Consider the following 19,381-nt stretch of genomic DNA (forward strand, 5'->3'; position numbering starts at 1 on the left):
AGGCACGCCTAGGCCTGCTGCCGCACGGTCACGGTGCGGCGCCCCGGGCGCACGTTGTAACGCTTCAGCAGCTCTTCCTGCAAGCCGCCCAGCGCGGCCAGCCGGGCGTTGGCCGGATCGACCCGGCGCAGGTGCGCCACCAGCTCGATGCCGCGGGTGCCCAGCTTCTCGTCCCAGCCGGTGCGTTCCAGGTATTTCAGCACGGCCACGGCCGCATTGAAGACCACCTGCGGGTTGTCCGGCAGCTTCTGCACCGCGTCGAGCATGGTGTCGACGGCGCCGCGCAGGTCGCCCGCCTTGGCCTGTGCCGCACCCTGCGCCACCATTTCCGCCACGGCGTGGCGGCTTTCCCGGGCCAGCCGGTTGGCCAGGTCGCCCTTGCCCGACTGTTCCAGCAGGCGCATCGCCTTGGCCATTGGCGTGCCGCCCCCGCCGCTGGCCATGACGTTGCGCATCACTTCGGCGGCCTGCTGCTCACGCCCGGCGGCAAGGCAGGTGCGCGCCAGTTCCAGCTTCATGCCGGCCGACAGGTGGGGCGCCTGCCGCGCACCGGCCAGCGCGCTGTCGAGCGCCGCGCCGAGGCGTGTCGTGTCGCCGGTGGCTTCGCACAGCATGGCCGTCGCGATCGCCGCGCAGACCGGCGTGTTCTCGCGATGGGCCAGCGTGCGCTCCATGTCGCGGATCACCAGTTCGGCCTGCGCCGCATCGCCCTTCTTCAGCAGCGACTGCGCCAGCCGGGCATGGTCTTCGGGATCGCGGAATTCGGAAAACCGGGCACGCTGCAGCACCTGCTTCAACGCCCTCTCGGCCGAATCGGCGTCGCCCGCTTCCAGCGCCACCTCGCCAAGGCGACGCAGGCGCCCTACCGCGTGCGGCGACAGCGTGGCCGCATCGGCCAGCACGGCCTGCGCCTCGGCCAGCTGGCCAGCCTCCTCGTGCACGCGGGCCAGCCAGTCGTAAGCGGCGAGATAGCGCTCGTTATGGCCGAGCAGTTCTGCAAGCACGTCGCGCGCCTCGTCCATACGGCCACGCAGCGCCAGCGTCTTGGCCTGCCCCAGCCGCGCCCAGGGCGCGTTGCGCTCCTGCCAGACGGCCGCGTACACATGTTCGGCCTGCTCCGGCTCGCCCAGCAGCAGGTGGGTTTCCGCGCGCAGCCGCATGAAGTCGGTCTTGTAGCGCGGCTGCGCTGTTTCCTGTTCGGCGCAGGCGACGATCGCCGCACGGTGTTCGCCCTCGTCCAGCAGGCGCTGGGCGGGCAGCAGCGCGGCGCGCCGGTCCAGCGCGCGCTCGATGCGGGCCAGCAGCGTATCGGCCTTGAACGGTTTCAGGATGTAATCGTCGGGCATCAACTCGGCCACGCTGGTGACCTTGCTGCTTTGCCCCTCGGCCGTGACCATGAAGAACAGCGTGGTGGGGGAGATCAGTTCCTGCTGGCGCAGGTCTTCCAGCAGCTGCTGGCCATCCTGGCCGCCTTCGAGGTCGTATTCGCACAGGATCAGGTCGAACTGCCGCGCCGCCAGAACGCGCAGGGCGCCCTGCGCATTGGTGGCCACGTCCACGCGGGCCAGCCCGAGCGTGGTCAGCATGTTCTGCAGGTTCGCCCGCATGCCGGAATGCGGCTCGACAAGCAGTGCGGCAAGGCCGTTCAGTGGCGCCATGATGTGGTGGATGCTCCGGTGATCAAACGATGCTGGCCAGGGATGGGGCAAGTGCACGGATGCCCGAACAGCCATTCTCCCAGTTTCCATGGTAAGCGTCACCGCCGCGGCGCGTCGCGCGCGACGGTACCGGGGCGGAGCGGAGGCTAGCCGCGCTGCCGCCGCGTGCAGCTGTTCTTGCCGGCCAGGTCGATGTTCTGGTAACGGATCTCGTACCTGCCGCTGGCCAGCCCGTCGACGACGAATTTATCCTGCGACTGGACGAAGACATAGCGCACGTTCGAGCGACGCTCCAGGTCATAGACCTTGATGAAGACGGGGAAGGCATTGTCGCCGTTATCCAACGTCAGCTGCATGTCCTGGCCCCTGTTCATCAGGGGAAAACCCTCCACGTAACCCGACTGCGTGGGCCATGGCTCGCCATTCGGTGCCGCCAGCGCCGGCGTTTCGTTCTCGCACTCGCCCGAATAGCCGGGCAGGATCACCTGCGACACGGCCACCACCTTGATCGGCGGCGGCTGCGCATCGCTGTCCGGCGAATACGGCCGTGGCGTGCTTTCCCAGCCATCGTTCGCGGCCGCACCGGGCACGGTGCGCGGATAGGCATTGGCGGTGGCGGTCACCTCGCCTGCCGGCTTGCCACCCCAGGCCGTGGCCAGCACGGTCGATACCTGGCGAGGTTCGGTCACGGTGAACACGCCGCCGATCCAGCCGGCCCCCAGGCACGTCACGGCCGTGATCCACAAGCGCAAGGCGGCCGTCCGCGGCCGCCGGCGCACCGGCAGCGCCCCGTCGGACCAGCCCCCCACCGGCACCTCGACCGTGCGATGCGGATCGTCCTGGCGGGTGCTGTCCACCAGTTCGATTTCGTATTCCTCCTGGGCGATCCAGTCGTCGTGTTCCTTGCGCCGCTGCGGGTCGGACAAGGTGCCATAGGCCGTGTTCACGATGGCCATGATGCGGGCCGCGCGATCGTCGCCAGGATTCTTGTCGGGATGGTATTTCTGGCTCAGCGCCTTGTAGGCGGCGCGTACGACTTCCTGCGGCGCGCCGCGGGCCACTTTCAGGTTGTCATAGTGAGTATGTATCTTGCCCATCGTTTCAGTATTGTCAGCCGCGCGTCACGACGGGTTTCGCGCCAGGTCAACCATAATAGCCGAACTTATAACAATTTTTACACAGAAACAGGGGGTTGACGGCAGCGCCACGCGGTTACCAGGGTATGCCATCAGGTACGCTACAGGCGATAGGCGCGGTCGCTGGCCATCAGCGCCGGCGCCAGCTCGACCCCCTTGCCAACCACCAGGACCTTGAACAGCTCGCCCATCTCGGCCGGCGAGAGCAGCTTGTGCACGGCGTTCGACTGCGGCAGGTAGGCCTTTGTATCGGCCGGATCGGTGCGCAGCAGCAGGTCGCCGATGCCGGCACCGAGCAGGAACGACGCCTGGCTCATGTAGGCCAGAACGTCGCTCCCCGCGTCCTGCGCCGCCAGCGCCATCGCGGTGAAGTCCACGTGCGCGGTGATGTCCTGCAGGCCGGGCAGGAAGAATGGATCCGGGTGGGCGTGATGGCGGTAATGGCACATCAGTGTGCCCGCGGACCGGTCGGGGTGGTAGAACTCGTGCGCGGGAAAGCCGTAATCGAGCAGGATCGCGGCGCCCCGCCCCTTGCCCAGCAACGCGCCCAGCGACCCCATGAAACCGCAGGCCGTGCCGTGCAGTTCCGTCAGGTACCCCTCCGGCAAGCTGTCGTGTTCCGGTATCTGGCGAGCGACCTGCTCGAGGAGCGCCGGCGTCAGGTCGGCGGCGACATAATCGAAGCGCCCCTCGGCCACCGTCACGCACTGCTCGCGCCAGCCATCGGCCGTTTTCACGACCAGGTGCACCGGCATCGCATCGAGCACCTCGTTGCCGAGCACCACGCCGTCGAACGACTCGGGGAACCCGTCCAGCCAGACGACCTGGGGGAAATCGCGCAACGCCTCCTGCTGCCGCGCGCGCAGCTCGCCGGACAGTTCGACGATCGCATAGCGCTCCACTGTCACGCCCATGGCGGCCAGTTCGGTCAGCACATCGCGCGCCAGCTTCCCGGTACCGGCGCCGAATTCGAGGAGGTTGGGTGCGCTTTGGGCGATAATGTCGGCTGCGACGCGCGCCAGCGCGGCGCCGAACAGCGGCGACATCTCCGGTGCGGTTGTAAAATCGCCATCCTTGCCCAGCTTGGCGGCGCCACCGGTGTAATAGCCGAGGCGGGGCGCATACAGCGCCGTTTCCATGAAGCGGGCAAACGACAGCTCGCCATCGTGCCGCGCCACGTCGGCGGCGATCTGCTGCTGCAGGGCTTGTGACGCGGCCAGCGCGTCCGGAGAAGGTGCGGGAAGGGACATCCCCGCATTGTAGCGAATCGGGCAACCAACGACGACATGACGACGACAGACCAATCGATAACCGACCGCCAAGGCACCCCCGTGGCACTCGTGACGGGCGCCGGCCGCCGGATCGGCCGCGCCATTGCGCTGGCGCTGGCACGCGCCGGCTGGAACGTGGCCCTGCATTACCGCGCTTCGCGCGCCGAAGCGGAGCAGGTGGCGCAAGACATTGCCGCGCTGGGCCGCCGCGCGGTGCTGGTGCATGGCGACCTTGCCGACGAAGCGGCCGTGCAAAGGCTGCTGCCCGCCGCGATCGACGCGCTGGGCCCTGTCACCTGCGTGGTCAACAATGCCTCGCTGTTCGATTACGACAGCGCGGCCGATTTCACCAGCGCGAAACTGGATGCCCACATGCGCGCCAACGTGGCCGCGCCGGTGCTGCTGGCGCAGGCGCTGCATGCCCAGGTGCCCGAGGGCGGCCAGGGCGTGGTCGTCAACCTGCTGGACCAGAAGCTGTACAATCTCAACCCCGATTACCTGTCATACACGCTGTCGAAAGCGGCGCTGCACACGGCAACCACGGTACTGGCCCAGGCGCTGGCACCGAAAGTGCGCGTGGTCGGCGTTGCGCCGGGCATCACGATGGTGTCCGGCGACCAGACCGAGGAAGGCTTTGCCAAAGCCCATGCGCAAACGCCGCTGGGCCGTTCCAGCACGCCCGACGACATCGCCGCGGCCGTGCTGTATGCGGCGACCGCACGCGCCGTGACGGGCACCACGCTGCTGGTCGACGGCGGCCAGCACTTGCTGCCGCTGCCGCGCGACGTGATGTTCCTCGCCAAATAGAAACCCTTTAACTTCACATTCCATCATGCTGTCCGCCCTCACCCATCCCCGCCTCCAGGACTGCCGCCGGCTGTTCCTGCGCAACTACGAAGTGCTGATCAACATCGGCGTGCACGAATTCGAGAAGAAGGGCGAACAGCGCGTCCTGTTCAACGTCGACCTGTATATCCCGCTGGCCGTATCCACGCCGACGGCGGACGAGCTGCACGAAGTGGTCGACTACGACTTCATGCGCGACACGATCGCGGCGCGCATGGCCGAGGGCCACGTGCACCTGCAGGAAACGCTGTGCGACGACCTGGTGAAGGCGCTGCTGGCCCACCCGCGCGTGCGCGCCGTGCGCCTGTCGACGATGAAGCCGGATGTGTATCCGGACTGCGAAGGCGTCGGTGTCGAAGTCTTCCGCATCAAGGAGGAAGCATGAACGCCGTGATCGACAATACTGCGGATAAACCCGTGGAAAAATCGGCCGAGAAGGTCGCCTACGAGAACAACAAATTGCACAAGCGCCTGTGCCGCCTCGTGGGCCAGGCCATCGGCGACTTCAACATGATCGAGGACGGCGACAAGGTGATGGTGTGCTTGTCCGGCGGCAAGGACAGCTACGCCCTGCTCGATATCCTGCTGACCTTGCGCGAGCGCGCGCCGATCCACTTCGACATCGTGGCCGTCAACCTCGACCAGAAGCAGCCGAACTTCCCGGCCGACGTGCTGCCGCGCTACCTGACGGCGCTCGGCGTGCCGTTCCACATCGAGAACCAGGACACCTACTCGATCGTCACGCGCCTGATCCCGGAAGGCAAGACCACCTGCTCGCTGTGCTCGCGCCTGCGCCGCGGCATCCTGTACCGCGTGGCCGACGAGCTGGGCTGCAACAAGATCGCGCTGGGCCACCACCGCGACGATATCCTCGAGACCTTCTTCCTCAACATGTTCTTTGGCGGGAAGCTCAAGGGCATGCCGGCCAAGCTGGTGTCCGACGACGGCAAGCACATGGTGATCCGCCCGCTGGCCTACGTGAAGGAAGAGGACACGGAGCGCTATGCCGAGGTGAAAGGCTTCCCGATCATCCCGTGCGACCTGTGCGGCTCGCAGGAAAACCTGCAGCGCAAGCAGATCAAGGCCATGCTGCGCGACTGGGAAAAGAAAACCCCGGGCCGGGTGGAAAGCGTGTTCTCGGCGCTGTCCACCGTGGTGCCGTCGCACCTGATGGACCGCAACCTGTTCGGCTTCACCGACCTGAAGACGGATGGCGTGGCCAACCCGCTCGGCGACATCGCATTCGACGAGGAACCGTGTTCGACGCCGGCCACGGTGCCGGGGATCATTCCGCTGCAGCCGAAATAGTTGCTGGATCGCAGCAGCCGTCAACACTGACGGCCCAAAAGAACCGGTGTTCGGCTGCCAGTTGCCGTACCCTGAAGCAGTCGGTACGCGAGCCGGCTGATCCTAGAACTTCCGGTCGGTGCGATATACGGGATACAGGTTGAACCGCTCGTCCCACGAAGCATGCCGCTTTGCGAAGAATTCCAGCCGTGCGCGGGAGCTCTTCGCGAAGGCGGGATCGTTGTCCAGCCTTTCCTTGAACGCGGCCGCGACGGCCGGGTCCTTCAGCTGTTCGCGCGCCACTTCCTCGGCCACGTACTCTTCCATGTATTCCTTGCGCTCGAACGCGGTGTTGAACATGCCCCAGGCAAGCAGCGAGTCGGCACCCTGCGGTTCCAGCATCGTCATTACCAGCCGCGCCTTCGGCTGTGCGATCGGCACGAACAGCGCGCCGGCGCCCACATCGCGCGCCTCGGCCTCCCACGCGCCTTCCACCGCCAGCATCTGGTGGCCTTCGAACGATTGCGGTGTCAATTTCGTCTTCGTGGCGCGGAACGCTTCGACCTCCACCTTGCCCGGCGCCGTGGCCAGCACCTTGAACGCCACGCCGTGCTGCTTCAGCTTGGCGCCCACGGCGGTGGCCTGCGCGGCCGGCACGAGGTAGCCACCGGTCGGCGCCTTGATCATGAAGTCCGGCACGATCTCGTCGCGCAGCGGCACCTTCCACAGTTGCGGCTTCGTCTCGTCATACTGCGTCCAGGTGGCGCCGGAAACGTCGGACGGCACGCGCTTGTACTCGTAGCCGCGGAAGTCGATCGTCTGCACCTTGTCGGTAGTCTTGTAGCTGAGCGGGAAGTCCGCGCCGCCCAGCGCGGCCGCGCGCGCATCGGCGGCCAGCGCCGCCTTGCGCCACTCGGTACCATTCCTTGCCACCTGGTCCATCAGCGACACGATCGTGTTGTAGGTGATCTTCACGCGCGTCGGATAGTCCTTCCACGAGTGCGTCTCCACCAGCATGCCGAAGCGGTTGCGCAGGTAAAAGTAGCCCGTCGAAAACCGCGCGCCGGACATCTCGTCGACGAAGCCCGACTGCGGCTCATCCGTCTTGGCAAACGAGATATAGAAATGCTTCGGGTCGGAACCCTGCCGGCGCAGGTCGGCGATCACGTTGTCGCGCAGCGCCGTGCCGGCTTCGCGCAATGCCGCGTCGCCGCCATGCACGGGTTCCACCTGGATCGACACGTCCGGTTCGAATTTCGCGCCATCGGTCACGTGCAGGTCGATGTAGGCCAGGGGGTCCCACTGGTTCACCAGCGCCAGCATGGCCTGCATCTCCGGCGCGTCGGCCTTCAGGTAATCGCGGTTCAGGTTGTAGTTCTGCGCGGTGGTACGCCAGCCCATCTCCACGGGGCCACGCTGGTTCGGGCGGTTGTTCGGGCCGAAGCGTTCATGGCCGTCCACGTTGAACACGGGCACGAACAGCAGCACCTGGCGGTCCAGCGCGCCGCCCGCCGTCTTGCCATCGAGCGCGTGGCGCAGTGCGAGGAAACCCGCATCCTTGCCATCGATCTCGCCGGCATGGATGCCGCCCTGCACCAGCAGCACGGGAATGTTTTTCTTCTTCGCCGCTTCGGCCGTCAGCGCCCCCGTCTTCGACACGGCCAGCGCCAGCATCGGCCGCCCTTCCGGCGTGCGGCCGAATTCAAGGCAGCGCACCGCCTTCGGATAAGCCTTCTGGAAGTCCCCGCACAGCCGGATCACCTCATCGTAGCGCCCGGTGGCCTGGAAGCCGGAGCGCTCCGAGACGGTGGTGAGATCGGGGGCGGCATGGGCCAGCGGAACGGCGGCGAGCAAGGCAAGCGACAGTGCGGTACGGATCATCTACAAAGGCTCCGGTAAGGGTCGGGTCGACCGATAAAAAAAGGCGGAACGCGGCATGGATCGCATGCCGGTTCCGCCACGGCCGAAACATTATAGACTTACAACATGCCTGTCATGCCGGCCAGCCCAAAGCACATCAGGAACCGAAGTGATAGTTCAGCTCGACCCAGCCGGCGCGGCCCGCCGGGCTGTAGCTGCCGACCGGGTAGTTCGGCCAGCCACCGGTGGTATCGTGCTTGATCTTGTTGGCCACGTTGTTGACGATCAGCGACACGGTGAGGCGATCCGTGACCTGGTACACGGCGCTGGCGTTGACGAGCGTGGTCGGCGTCAGGTAACCGGTCCACGCGGCGTTCGGGATCTTGCCGTAGCGGGTCGCGAACACCGTGCTCGACCAGCGGCCCACGTTCCAGTTCACGCTGGCCGTCAGCTTGTCCGGCCAGTCCGAGCTTTCGTACGAGTGCAGGTCGTCGGAGACCTCGTCGCCCGCGAACTGTTTCGAGCGGCGCGTGACCGTCTTCGAGTAATTGCCGCGCACCGTGAACACGCCGTAGTCCGACGTGCGCAAGGCGTATTTCGCACTCACGTCGAAGCCGCTGCTGCCCTGCTGCGCCGCGTTGATCGGGTTGACGCGGATCTCGCGGATCTCACCGGGCCGCACGAGCGAATCGGCCGCATAGCGGGTAATGCGGGCCAGCGCGTCGACGCAGGTGGGCGAACCGATGTCCTGCGCGCCCAGCCGGCATGCGGCTTCGTCGCGCAGCAGCTGGTCGGCGGAAAGGTTCGTCACAAGGTCATCGATGCGGATGTTCCAGTAATCGACGGAGGCATCGAACGCACTGCTCGGTGACCAGACGATACCGGCGCCATACGAACGGCCCCGCTCCGGCTTCAGGTCGCGGCTGCCGTTCTGCACGTAGTCCGCTCCCGGTGACACGTTGGCGTAATCGCAGCTGTCGAGCGGCTGGCCCGCCAGGCCGCAGCGGTAGTAATCGGTGGTGGACGAGTAATAGCCGGTGCCGCGCGCCTTGTAGATGTAGTTCATGTCCGGTGCGCGGAAGCTGGTGGCGCGGTTGGCGCGCAGCAGCAGTTCCTTCGCGGGTCGCCATTCGAGCCCGCCCGCATACGTGAACTTGCCGCTGGTGCGCTCGGCGAACTTGTAGCGGTCGTAGCGCCCCGCCAGCGTGGCGTTGACCGTCTTCAGCACGGGGATATTCACTTCGGCGCCGGCCGCGTAGCGCGTGCGCGTGCCGGACGTGACGTCGCTGCGCGTGGCCACGTTGAAGTAGCCTGCGTTGATGCGCGGATCCGGCACGTTGGAAAACCCCTGGCGCCCCGCCTCGAGCACAGCGGCCAGTTGCAGCGGGCCGGCCGGCAATTCGAGCAGCGTGCCGTTCACGGAGGCCGACAGCGTGTTGGTCCATGACTCGTCCTCGCTGTGCGACAGGCCCTTGATGACGCCGAATTCGGCCGGCGTCAGCGGCGTGGTCAGGCGGTTGGGATCGGGCGCATAGATGCCCACGCCATCCTCGTCGGTACCCAGGCGCGGGCCGAGGAAGAAGCTGTCGATGCCCGCCAGCGCGCGTGGCACGTGGTTCTCGCTCTTGTACCATGAGGCGCTGTAGCCCGCTTCATACTTCCAGCCTGTACCCGGAATGCGGCCGCGCGCGCCCAGCGACGCGGCCAGCGCGCGGTCGGTCCAGGCGCGGTTGAACTGCTCCACGCCACCCATTTCCTCGGGTGCGAAGTAACGCGTCCACGCCTCGTAGTTGCCGGTGTTCCGGTTCAGGAAATAGCTGCTGGACGTCGACTGCGACGTCCACGACAGGCCGCGCGTGTTGTTCTGCGTGCCGTTATGGCCGGCCAGCACGTCGGCGAAGAACTCGGTGTCCTCGTCCAGGTCATACGTGGCGCTGGCATAGGCGTTCTTGCTCAGGTTCTTCGTCTGCACCGTCCAGTAGGTGGGACCCACCTTGGGGCTGGCGCAGTAGGTGCCGGTGCGCGAGGTGTAGCTGGCGACACTGCCGCCGAACAGGCCGCCGATCGCCCCGCACGTGCCGCCCAGGTCCATGTAGCGCCCCGCGGTGACATTGCGCCGCGACAGCACATTGGTCGGCGTGCCGTCCCGCGTGTCCATGAAGTCGCGCTGGTATGCCGCCAAGGGTTGGCGCTCGCTCACTTCCAGCGCGAACACGGTATCGAGCTTGCCGAACTGCTGCCCGCCGGTGAATTGCACGCGCCGGTCCGCGCCGCCACCGCGCGTGGTACCGCCGGCCTTGACGTTGACGTCGAAGCCGCTGTGCTGTTTCTTCAGGATGATGTTGACGACGCCGGCGATCGCATCGGACCCATAGATCGCGGAAGCGCCGCCGGACAGGATTTCGATCCGCTCGACGACGGTCGAGGGAATGTTGGCCAGGTTGGTGAAGTTGACGGTGCCTTCGTACGCGATCGGAAAATCGGCGAGGCGCCGGCCGTTCAGCAGCACCAGCGTGTGGTTCGGTCCCAACCCGCGCAGGCTGTTCGTGTTGGCCGACGGCGTGAAGGTATTGCCGAAGTCGGCGCCCTGCACGAAGCCGCTGTTCTGCACCTGGTTGTTGAGGGCATCGAACACGTTCTTGTAACCCTGGCGGGAGATGTCCTCGGCCGTGATCACGGTGACGGCCGACGGGCCTTCGAGGGTGGCGCGCGGAATGCGCGAGCCCGTGACGACGACGGTGGGCGCCGCCCCTTCGGGCGGCGGTTCAGCCTGCGCCTGCGCCAGCAGGGGCATGCCGCAGAACGGAACGCAGAATATGGTCCTGACTGCTGCGGCGAGAATCGGATTTTTGGTCTTCATTGTCGGCATGATTGGTCCTTGTGGGAACCGAATCATACGAACAGGATTGTCTTTTTTGAACGAAGCCTTTCGTGATTGCTTATGCGTTGCTCAACGGTTGCACGCCGCTGGCAAATGCCCCTGGCATAGGGATAGCGAAACGCGCGCAATGCCCCGCGAGAATGCCGTGGCATCCCCGCGGGGCATTGCGTCAAGCCTCAGGCCGCGTGTGGCGCGACCGCCGGCGCGGAAGGCGCAACGAGAGGCGCGGCATGATACGTCGCCAGCAACGAAGCCTCTTTCTGCTTTGCCGCCTTCAGGTGCCGCTCCTTCACATGGCCGTAACCACGGATCTCTTCCGGGATACGGGCGATCGCCACGGCCGTGGCGAGATTCTCCTGCGTCAGCTTGGGCAGCAGCGCCGCCACGGTGTCGCGGTAGGTGCCGATCAGCGCACGTTCCATCTTCCGCTCCGCCGTGTAGCCGAACACGTCGAGCGGGGTGCCACGCAAGCCCTTCAGCTTCGCCAGCACGCCGAACGCCTGCCGCATCCACGGGCCGAACTGCTGCTTCACGAGGTGGCCATCCTTGTCCTTTTTCGCCAGCAGCGGCGGCGCCAGGTGGAACTTCACCGTGAAGTCGCCTTCGAACATGCCTTCGATCTTCTGGCGGAACGCCGGGTCGGCATGCAGCCGGGCGACCTCGTACTCGTCCTTGTAGGCCATCAGCTTGTACAGGTAGCGGGCAACGGCTTCGGTCAGCTTCTTCGAGCCCAGCCTGTCTTCCGCCGCGCGCACCTGGTCCACGAAGTCGCGGTACTGGCCGGCATACGCGGCGTTCTGGTAAGCCGTCAGCAATTCCACGCGGCGGGCGATCAACTCGTCGAGCGTCTGCGTGCGCTTGAATTCGATGACCTGCGCCGGTGCCGCCATCTTCGTCACGGCGGCGAGATCGTGCGCCGCATACCGGCCCCAGTTGAACGCGGCCTTGTTGAACGCCACCGACACGCCATTGAGTTCGACCGCCTTCAGCAGCGACGCTTCCGACAATGGCACGTGGCCCTTCTGGAAGCAGTAGCCCAGCATGAACATGTTCGTGGCGATCGCATCCCCCATCAGCGCGGTGGCGATGCGGCCCGCATCGAGGAAGTCCACGCGGTCTTCGCCGCAGGCGCGCAGGATTTCCGCCTGCGAGCTGGCGCCTGGGAATTGCCAGTCCGGATTTTTCACGAACGCGGCAGTCGTGGCGCCGGTGGAATTGATCGCGGCCCACGTGCGGCCCTCGCCCATCCGGCTCAGGGCGTCGCGGCTGGCGGTGACGATCTGGTCGCAGCCGATCACGAGATCCGCGCTGCCGGTACCCACGCGCGTGGAGTGCAGGTCCGCCTGGCGGTCGGCGAGCCGCACGTGCGACATCACCGGCCCGCCCTTCTGCGCCAGGCCGCTCATGTCCAGCACCACGGCGCCCTTGTTCTCGACGTGCGCCGCGACGGCCAGGATCTGGCCGACGGTGACGACACCGGTGCCGCCGATGCCCGTGACGAGGATGCCGTATGGCTGAGCGGTGGACGGCAGCACCGGTTCTGGCAATGCGGGGACTTCGCCGCCGGCGGCCGCCTTCTTCGGCTTCTTCAGCTGGCCGCCCTCGACCGTCACGAACGACGGGCAGAAGCCGGACACGCACGAGTAATCCTTGTTGCAGCTGGACTGGTTGATCTGGCGCTTGCGCCCCAGCTCCGTTTCCAGCGGTTCCACGGACAGGCAGTTCGACTGCACCGAGCAGTCGCCGCAGCCTTCGCACACGGCCTCGTTGATGACCACGCGCTTGGCGGGATCGGGGTATTCGTTGCGCTTCCGGCGGCGCCGTTTTTCGGACGCGCAGGTCTGGTCGTAGATCATCGCCGACACGCCGGGCTTGTTGCGCAACTCCTTCTGCACGTCCATCAGTTCGGAACGGTGGCGCACGGTGACGCCGGGTGCCCATGCGTAATCGTCCGGGTATTTGTCCGGGTCGTCGGTGACGACGATGATCGGCGTGACGCCTTCGGCGGCGATCTGCCGCGAGATCATGCCCGGATCGAGCGGGCCGTCGAAGGCCTGCCCGCCCGTCATGGCCACTGCGTCGTTGAACAGGATCTTGTAGGTGATGTTGACCTTTGCCGCCACTGCCGCGCGGATCGCCAGGATGCCGGAGTGGAAATAGGTGCCGTCGCCGAGATTGGTGAACACGTGCTGCTCGTTCGTGAACGGCGCCTGGCCCACCCACGTGACGCCTTCCGCGCCCATGTGCGTGAACGTGGACGTTTCGCGGTCCATCCACAGCACCATGTAGTGGCAGCCGATGCCGGCCAGGGCGCGCGAACCTTCGGGCACCTTGGTCGACGTGTTGTGCGGGCAGCCGGAGCAGAAGTACGGCGTGCGGTCCGTTTCCGGATTGGCCTTGGCGGGCACGTTCTTCAGCACCAGTTCCTTCGCTTCCAGGAAGGCGATGCGTTCCTGCACGCGCCTGGCGACCGGATGGCCCGCGCAGTAGTGCGAAATGCGGCTGGCGATGGCGCGGGCGATCTGCGCCGGGTTCAGTTCATACGTGGCGGGCAGCAGCCAGTCGCCGTGGCCGCTGCGGTGCTGGTTCGACCATTCGCCCGTGTCGTCGAACTTGCCGACCACGCGGGGGCGCTGGCCGTCGGGCAGGTTGTACAGCTCTTCCTTCAATGCGTACTCGAGGATCTGGCGTTTTTCCTCCACCACCAGGATCTCGTCGAGTCCGCGCGCGAACTCATGCACGCCATCGGCTTCCAGCGGCCACGTCATGCCCACCTTGTACAGGCGGATGCCGATGTCGGCGGCGGCCTGCTCGTCGATGCCGAGGTCGGCCAGCGCCTGGCGCGTGTCGAGATACGACTTGCCGGCGGTGATGATGCCGATCTTCGGCCGCGGGCTGTCCCAGATGATCTTGTTGAGCTTGTTGGCGCGGCAGTACGCGAGCGCCGCGTACCACTTGTAGCTGTTCATTCGCACTTCCTGGTCCAGCACCGCGTCCGGCCAGCGGATGTTCAGGCCGCCCGGCGGCAGTTCGAAATCGTCCGGCATGGCGATCTGCACGCGGTCCGGGTCGAAATCGATGACGGCGCCCGATTCGATGATGTCGGTCACGCATTTCATGGCCACCCACAGCCCCGTATAGCGGCTCATCGCCCAGCCGTGCAGGCCGTAGTCGAGGTATTCCTGCACGGATGACGGGTACAGCACGGGGATGCCGCATGCGGCCAGGATGTGATCCGACTGGTGCGCCGTGGACGAGGACTTGGCCGCATGGTCGTCGCCGGCCAGCACCAGCACGCCGCCGTGCTTCGAGCTGCCGGCGTTGTTGGCATGCTTGAACACGTCGCCGCAGCGGTCCACGCCGGGGCCCTTGCCGTACCACAGGGAAAACACGCCGTCGTATTTCGCGTCGGCAAACAGGTTGGTTTGCTGGGTGCCCCATACCGCCGTGGCGGCCAGGTCTTCGTTCATGCCCGGGTGGAACTTGACGTGGTGCGCGTCCAGGTATTTTTTCGCCTTGACGGCGGTCTGGTCGATCGACGTGACAGGCGAGCCGCGGTAGCCGGTGATGTAGCCGGCCGTGTTCAGGCCGGCCTTCAGGTCGCGCTCGCGCTGCAGCATCGGCAGGCGGATCAGCGCCTGGGTACCGGTCAGGAACGCGCTGCCGCGCTCCAGCGTCCATTTGTCTTCGAGGGTGATGTCCTCTTTGCCTAGCTCCGTACCCTTGTGAGGTGCGTTCATGGGTTGTCTCCAATATCTTTTGTAAAGCCCAACGCCGGCGCCCTATCTTGTGCAGAGCTGCCGGCTTGCTTTTCACCCCAAGGCAAAACCTGGGTCAGGGAGGAGTGCTGGCCTGCATGCCAGCACCGTTCCGCAGGCGCGAAGCATGCTTCGCGAAATTCCTGCTCCACCCCGCCGGGTCTGACCCCGGCTTCTGCCTGTGGTTATGTTTTTCAAGCGGGCGTCTTCGCAGTATCCTCCAGCACGCCGCGGCGAATCTGGTCGAGCTCGATCGACTCGAACAGCGCGCGGAAGTTTCCTTCGCCAAAGCCCTGGTCACCCTTGCGCTGGATGATCTCGAAGAAGATCGGGCCGATCACGTTTTGCGTGAAGATCTGCAGCAGCAGTTCGCGCTGCGGATTGCCCTGCTCATCGCTGTTGGCCTGCCCGTCGATCAGGATGCGCAGGCGGCGCAGCTCATCCAGGTTTTCGCCATGGTTCGGCAGGCGCCGGTTGACCAGTTCGTAATACGTTTCGATCGTATCCTGGAAAGCGATTCCGTTGTCGCGCATTCCCTGGATGGAGTTGTAGATGTCATCGGTGCCCAGCGCGATATGCTGGATGCCTTCGCCGTGGTATTCGTTCAGGTACTCGGCGATCTGCGACTTGTCGTCCGACGATTCGTTGATCGGGATGCGGATCTTGCCGCACGGCGAAGTCATCGCCTTCGACTTCAGGCCCGTGTGCTTGCCGGCGATGTCAAAGTAGCGGATCTCGCGGAAATTGAACAGGCGCTCATAGAAGCCGGCCCACTCGGCCATACGGCCACGGTAGACGTTGTGCGTGAGGTGGTCGATATAGGTAAGGCCCTTGCCGACGGGGTGCGGATCGACACCGGGAATGGCCACGAAGTCGGCGTCGTAGATGCTGATGTCGCCGATGCTGCCGGGTGCCTGGCCCTTGGCGGCGTTCTTGCCGCGCCAGCGGTCGACGAGGTACAGCAGCGAATCGCCCACGCCCTTGATCGCCGGGATGTTCAGTTCCATCGGGCCGGTCTTGTTGTCGAAGCCCCACGCCCCCATTTCCAGTGCCTTGTTGTAGACATGGGCTGCATCGTCGACACGGATCGCGATCGCGCACACCGAAGGGCCATGCTGGCGCGCGAAGCGCTGCGCGAACGAATGTTCCTCGGCGTTGATGATGAAGTTGATCTCGCCCTGGCGGTACAGCGTGACATCCTTGGTGCGGTGGCGCGCGATGGCGGTAAAGCCCATGTTCTCGAACAGCTGCCCGAGCGCTTTCGGATCGGGTGCGGCGAACTCGACGAATTCGAATCCGTCGGTTCCCATCGGGTTTTCCCAGGGCGTGAATTGCATGTGCGTCTCCTTTATCGAATAGCGAAAAGTATAGGCTTCGAGAGGGAGAATTAAATTGCAAAGATTTCCCTTGGCAAGTGGTTTTGAGCAATAATATTGCGTTATCAGGGACACCAAGAGAAGATTATGACCAAGATCACGCTGGACAAGACAGACCGTAAAATCCTTTCGATCCTGCAGGAGGATGGCCGCCTGTCCAACCAGGACGTGGCCGAGCAAGTCAGCCTGTCGCCATCTCCCTGCCTGCGCCGCATCAAGCGGCTCGAAGAGGAAGGCGTGATCCGCCAGTACGTGGCGCTGCTCGACCCGGACAAGATCGGCCTGGGCCTGCTGGCCTACGTGAACGTGCGGCTGGAGAAGCACAGCGATGCCGCGGCCGTGGCGCACAGCACTGCCCGGGCGCTGGGTGCGCTGCCGGGCACCGTGTCGCCGCGCGAGGATTTCGCCGTGGCCGTCGAGGGGTGGCCGGAGGTGGTGGCCTGCTATGCGATGACGGGGGAGATGGATTACCTGCTGCGCGTGCACGTGGAAGACATGGATCACTTCTCACGCTTCATGATGGCCACGCTGTTGCGGCACCCGGCGGTGCTGGATGTGAAGTCGAGCTTTGCGCTGCAGCGCATCAAGGATACGACGGCGCTGCCGCTGGTATGAGGCTTACTGTATGAGGCTTACTGTATGAGGCTTACTTCTTCCGCCCTGGCAGCATGTCCCACAGCTTGGTAGCGCGCCGCACATTGGCTTTCAGCGCATAGTCGATCGTGGCCAGCTGTTCCTGCATGGCTTCCTGCAGCACGCTGGCCGGGTCCGCGGGGCCCAGTTTGAGGTAGGCATCCGCTTCGCCATACTCGCGGTGGATTTCCATGCCGGCCTTCTTTGCGATGTGGATCATGACCTGGTTCGACGACAGACAGTGCATGTACAAGGTGTCGACATCATGGTTGCGGCAGACGATGGCGGCGCGCTCGAACAGCTTCGAGCCGATACCGAGGCCGCGCGCCGTTTTCAGCACCGAGACGCCGAATTCGGCCACGCGGTCCTTTTCGGTGGCGCTGTCCTTGTCCGGCTGCTTTTCCGCGAACCCAAGGTGCCCGACCGCGACGAGGCGAAACACCTGGTTGTAGACGCCGAACACGATGTCGCGCTCGAAGTCGAGGCTGTCGACATACTTCGTCACCTGCTCGTCCGTGATGGGCGAACCGAAGCGCAGCAGCCGGTCGCGTCCTTCGATCTGCAGGAAGTGGCGCAGGATGCGGCGGCGGTCCCGCTCGCGCAATTCCTTGACGGGAATCGTGGGCCGCGGCTCGGGGCGGCCCAGCCATTTGTTCAGCGGGTTGCGGAACAGGTTCAGGCGGGCCATCAGCCTGCTCCGTCGCCGCTCTGTTCGTCCGCCTCGTCGGGCAGCGCCAGCGCCTCGCTCACCGCGCGCACGCGGGCTGCGCGCACCATGTCGGGAATACGGTCGGGCCGCTCGGTGCAGGCCAGGGCGATTTCGCCGGCGTTGACGCCACGGGCGGCGGCCAGTGCCCGCTCCAGGTAGTCGCGCTGCGGAAACGGCGCGTCGCGGAACGAGGCTGTGGGGCCTTCGCGGCCACGCGCGTCGCATTCGGATACCTGCAACAGCTGGAGGAACCGGGCCGGCTTGCGGAACGCATCGCTGCGTTCGAACAGCTTGACGATGGTGTTGCAGCGCAGTTCAAGCGCCCGGCTCACGTTGCCGTGTTCGCGCGCCGCCAGCACGGCCAGGTCGCGACACTCGGTGGGCACCTTCAGCCGCGCGCAGACATCCTTCACGAGCGCGACGCCGATGCCTTCATGACCGTGATGGGCCGGCCATTTTTCCGGCGGCGTGGCGCCCTTGCCCAGGTCGTGCAGCAGCGCCGCGAAACGCACCGGCAGGTCACAGCCCTGCCCCGCCGCGTAATCGATGACCTGTTCCATGTGGAGGCCCGTATCGACTTCCGGATGCCACCGTTCCGGCTGGGGCACGCCCCACAGGCGGTCCAGTTCCGGAACGATGCGCGCCAGCGCGCCGCAGCCGCGCAATACCTGCAGCATCCGCGAAGGGCGCTGCTCCATCAAGCCGCGCGACAGTTCCTGCCAGACGCGCTCGGGCACCAGCGCGTCGACTTCGCCATCGTCGACCATGCGGCGCATGAGGGCATTGGTTTCGGGCGCCACGGTGAAACCGTCGTAGCGGGCGGCAAAGCGGGCCACGCGCAGGATGCGCACTGGATCTTCGGCAAACGCGGCGGACACGTGGCGGAACACGCGGCGGGCGATGTCGCCCCGGCCGTCGAACGGGTCGGTCAGCGTGCCGTCTTCGGCGCGTGCGATGGCGTTGATCGTCAGGTCCCGGCGCACCAGGTCCTGCTCCAGCGTCACGTCCGGCGCCGTGTGGAACACGAACCCCTTGTAGCCGGGAGCGGTCTTGCGTTCGGTGCGGGCCAGCGCGTATTCCTCGTGCGTGTCCGGGTGCAGGAATACGGGGAAATCCTTGCCGACGGCCCGGAAGCCCCGTTGCACCATCTGTTCGGGCGTGGCGCCGACCACCACATGGTCGTGGTCCTTGACGGGCAGTCCCAGCAGCTCATCGCGGACGGCACCGCCAACGACATAGGTCTTCATTCGCCTTGCGCGCCCGGGTCTGTTTCGGCGTGCGCCAGTTCGATCCAGCGCGCCACGGCCGGGTGCCGCGTGACCCGTTCGCAGTAGGCCGACAGTGCCGGTGGCAGTGCCACGCCATAGGTATTGAAGCGGGTGACCACCGGGGCGAAGAACGCGTCGGCCAGCGAGAAGGCGCCGAACAGGAACTCGTTGTGGCCGAAACGGCACAGGCATTCTTCCCAGATCTCGCTGACGCGGCCGATGTCGGCCTGCGTTTCCGGCGTGCGCCCCTGGCCGCGCAGGCTGGCGCTGATATTCATCGGCATCGAGCCGCGCAGGCCCGCAAAGCTCGAGTGCATCTCGGCGCAGACCGAACGCGCCATCGCACGGGCCGCCACGTCCTGCGGCCACAGGTGCTTGTCGGGAAACTGCTCGGCCAGGTATTCGCAGATCGCCAGGCTGTCCCAGATCGTGATGTCGCCGGCCAGCAGCACCGGCACGCGGCCGCTGTGCGTATAGCGGGCGATGTTGCCGGAAGTGTCCGGCCGGTCCAGCTGCACGCGCACTTCGGTGAAAGGAATGCCGAAGGCGGTCATCGCCACCCATGGCCGCATCGACCAAGAAGACAGGTTCTTGTTGCCGATGACGAGCGTGAGGCCGGGCTGGCGCGCGGCGGCCAGGGTCTGGTTCAGGGTGGGGTCGAGTTCGATCGTTTGCATGGGGAAGGTTGGTATACGAGC

Annotated in this window: 14 protein-coding genes; 4 read left to right on the plus strand and 10 right to left on the minus strand. The window is 65.7% G+C overall.

Features of this window, described 5'->3' with window-relative positions; all coding sequences use genetic code 11:
- Positions 1–8 precede the first annotated feature (8 nt).
- The 3 genes from EWM63_RS11310 to EWM63_RS11320 all read right to left on the minus strand — a co-directional run bounded on the left by EWM63_RS11310 (position 9) and on the right by EWM63_RS11320 (position 4,044).
- A complete protein-coding gene (locus EWM63_RS11310) occupies positions 9–1,658 on the minus strand; it encodes a tetratricopeptide repeat-containing response regulator (RefSeq protein ID WP_130186602.1) in 1,650 nt (549 codons plus the stop codon).
- 146 nt (positions 1,659–1,804) lie between these two features.
- Positions 1,805–2,755, minus strand: a complete 951-nt coding sequence (locus tag EWM63_RS11315; RefSeq protein ID WP_130186603.1) for a J domain-containing protein — start codon at positions 2,753–2,755, stop codon at positions 1,805–1,807.
- Between the two features lie 140 nt (positions 2,756–2,895).
- Positions 2,896–4,044: a class I SAM-dependent methyltransferase gene (locus EWM63_RS11320; protein WP_130186604.1), complete on the minus strand. Its 1,149-nt coding sequence runs from the start codon at positions 4,042–4,044 to the stop codon at positions 2,896–2,898.
- Positions 4,045–4,080: 36 nt separating this feature from the next.
- Between EWM63_RS11320 and EWM63_RS11325 the strand changes: the two genes are divergently transcribed.
- Genes EWM63_RS11325 through ttcA form a run of 3 tightly spaced genes read left to right on the plus strand, consistent with a single transcriptional unit; the run spans position 4,081 to position 6,219 of the window.
- Positions 4,081–4,872, plus strand: coding sequence for an SDR family oxidoreductase (locus EWM63_RS11325; RefSeq protein ID WP_130186605.1), 792 nt, complete (start codon positions 4,081–4,083; stop codon positions 4,870–4,872).
- A 25-nt stretch (positions 4,873–4,897) separates the two neighbouring features.
- Positions 4,898–5,296 (plus strand): dihydroneopterin aldolase, encoded by a 399-nt coding sequence (locus tag EWM63_RS11330; protein WP_130186606.1) that lies wholly within the window; start codon positions 4,898–4,900, stop codon positions 5,294–5,296.
- Complete coding sequence (gene ttcA / locus EWM63_RS11335) at positions 5,293–6,219, plus strand: tRNA 2-thiocytidine(32) synthetase TtcA (RefSeq protein ID WP_130186607.1); 927 nt, start codon at positions 5,293–5,295, stop codon at positions 6,217–6,219. The genes EWM63_RS11330 and ttcA overlap by 4 nt, the downstream gene beginning before the upstream one ends.
- Positions 6,220–6,321: 102 nt before the next feature.
- Here the strand turns inward: ttcA and EWM63_RS11340 are convergent, their stop codons facing one another.
- The 4 genes from EWM63_RS11340 to hppD all read right to left on the minus strand — a co-directional run bounded on the left by EWM63_RS11340 (position 6,322) and on the right by hppD (position 16,034).
- The gene (locus EWM63_RS11340) at positions 6,322–8,079 is read right to left on the minus strand and encodes a M14 family metallopeptidase (RefSeq protein ID WP_130186608.1); all 1,758 of its coding nucleotides are present in this window, start codon (positions 8,077–8,079) and stop codon (positions 6,322–6,324) included.
- 136 nt (positions 8,080–8,215) lie between these two features.
- The gene (locus EWM63_RS11345; protein ID WP_130186609.1) at positions 8,216–10,918 is read right to left on the minus strand and encodes a TonB-dependent receptor plug domain-containing protein; all 2,703 of its coding nucleotides are present in this window, start codon (positions 10,916–10,918) and stop codon (positions 8,216–8,218) included.
- A 197-nt stretch (positions 10,919–11,115) separates the two neighbouring features.
- Positions 11,116–14,679 carry an indolepyruvate ferredoxin oxidoreductase family protein gene (locus EWM63_RS11350; protein WP_130186610.1) on the minus strand — a complete coding sequence of 1,188 codons (3,564 nt, stop codon included), beginning with the start codon at positions 14,677–14,679 and terminating at the stop codon, positions 11,116–11,118.
- Positions 14,680–14,891: 212 nt separating this feature from the next.
- Positions 14,892–16,034, minus strand: coding sequence for a 4-hydroxyphenylpyruvate dioxygenase (gene hppD / locus EWM63_RS11355; protein WP_130186611.1), 1,143 nt, complete (start codon positions 16,032–16,034; stop codon positions 14,892–14,894).
- A 126-nt stretch (positions 16,035–16,160) separates the two neighbouring features.
- Between hppD and EWM63_RS11360 the strand changes: the two genes are divergently transcribed.
- Positions 16,161–16,688, plus strand: coding sequence for an Lrp/AsnC family transcriptional regulator (locus EWM63_RS11360; protein WP_130186612.1), 528 nt, complete (start codon positions 16,161–16,163; stop codon positions 16,686–16,688).
- A gap of 31 nt (positions 16,689–16,719) precedes the next feature.
- Here EWM63_RS11360 and EWM63_RS11365 read toward each other — a convergent pair whose 3' ends face one another.
- From EWM63_RS11365 to EWM63_RS11375, 3 genes are read right to left on the minus strand one after another with little or no spacing between them, the layout of a single operon-like run.
- A complete protein-coding gene (locus EWM63_RS11365; RefSeq protein ID WP_130186613.1) occupies positions 16,720–17,394 on the minus strand; it encodes a GNAT family N-acetyltransferase in 675 nt (224 codons plus the stop codon).
- The gene (locus tag EWM63_RS11370) at positions 17,394–18,662 is read right to left on the minus strand and encodes a multifunctional CCA addition/repair protein (protein WP_130186614.1); all 1,269 of its coding nucleotides are present in this window, start codon (positions 18,660–18,662) and stop codon (positions 17,394–17,396) included. The genes EWM63_RS11365 and EWM63_RS11370 overlap by 1 nt, the downstream gene beginning before the upstream one ends.
- Positions 18,659–19,360 (minus strand): glutathione S-transferase family protein, encoded by a 702-nt coding sequence (locus EWM63_RS11375; protein ID WP_130186615.1) that lies wholly within the window; start codon positions 19,358–19,360, stop codon positions 18,659–18,661. Before EWM63_RS11375 ends, EWM63_RS11370 begins: the two co-directional genes overlap by 4 nt.
- Between the last annotated feature and the right edge of the window lie 21 nt (positions 19,361–19,381).

The sequence above is a fragment of the Pseudoduganella lutea genome (assembly GCF_004209755.1).
GTDB classification, from domain to species: Bacteria; Pseudomonadota; Gammaproteobacteria; order Burkholderiales; family Burkholderiaceae_D; genus Rugamonas; species Rugamonas lutea.

Excerpts from the sequence above, each read along its gene's own strand:
- EWM63_RS11310 (WP_130186602.1), bottom strand. The coding sequence starts at position 1,658 with ATGGCGCCACTGAACGGCCTTGCCGCACTGCTTGTCGAGCCGCATTCC.
- EWM63_RS11315 (WP_130186603.1), bottom strand. The coding sequence starts at position 2,755 with ATGGGCAAGATACATACTCACTATGACAACCTGAAAGTGGCCCGCGGC.
- EWM63_RS11320 (WP_130186604.1), bottom strand. The coding sequence starts at position 4,044 with ATGTCCCTTCCCGCACCTTCTCCGGACGCGCTGGCCGCGTCACAAGCC.
- EWM63_RS11325 (WP_130186605.1), top strand. The coding sequence starts at position 4,081 with ATGACGACGACAGACCAATCGATAACCGACCGCCAAGGCACCCCCGTG.
- EWM63_RS11330 (WP_130186606.1), top strand. The coding sequence starts at position 4,898 with ATGCTGTCCGCCCTCACCCATCCCCGCCTCCAGGACTGCCGCCGGCTG.
- ttcA (WP_130186607.1), top strand. The coding sequence starts at position 5,293 with ATGAACGCCGTGATCGACAATACTGCGGATAAACCCGTGGAAAAATCG.
- EWM63_RS11340 (WP_130186608.1), bottom strand. The coding sequence starts at position 8,079 with ATGATCCGTACCGCACTGTCGCTTGCCTTGCTCGCCGCCGTTCCGCTG.
- EWM63_RS11345 (WP_130186609.1), bottom strand. The coding sequence starts at position 10,918 with ATGAAGACCAAAAATCCGATTCTCGCCGCAGCAGTCAGGACCATATTC.
- EWM63_RS11350 (WP_130186610.1), bottom strand. The coding sequence starts at position 14,679 with ATGAACGCACCTCACAAGGGTACGGAGCTAGGCAAAGAGGACATCACC.
- hppD (WP_130186611.1), bottom strand. The coding sequence starts at position 16,034 with ATGCAATTCACGCCCTGGGAAAACCCGATGGGAACCGACGGATTCGAA.
- EWM63_RS11360 (WP_130186612.1), top strand. The coding sequence starts at position 16,161 with ATGACCAAGATCACGCTGGACAAGACAGACCGTAAAATCCTTTCGATC.
- EWM63_RS11365 (WP_130186613.1), bottom strand. The coding sequence starts at position 17,394 with ATGGCCCGCCTGAACCTGTTCCGCAACCCGCTGAACAAATGGCTGGGC.
- EWM63_RS11370 (WP_130186614.1), bottom strand. The coding sequence starts at position 18,662 with ATGAAGACCTATGTCGTTGGCGGTGCCGTCCGCGATGAGCTGCTGGGA.
- EWM63_RS11375 (WP_130186615.1), bottom strand. The coding sequence starts at position 19,360 with ATGCAAACGATCGAACTCGACCCCACCCTGAACCAGACCCTGGCCGCC.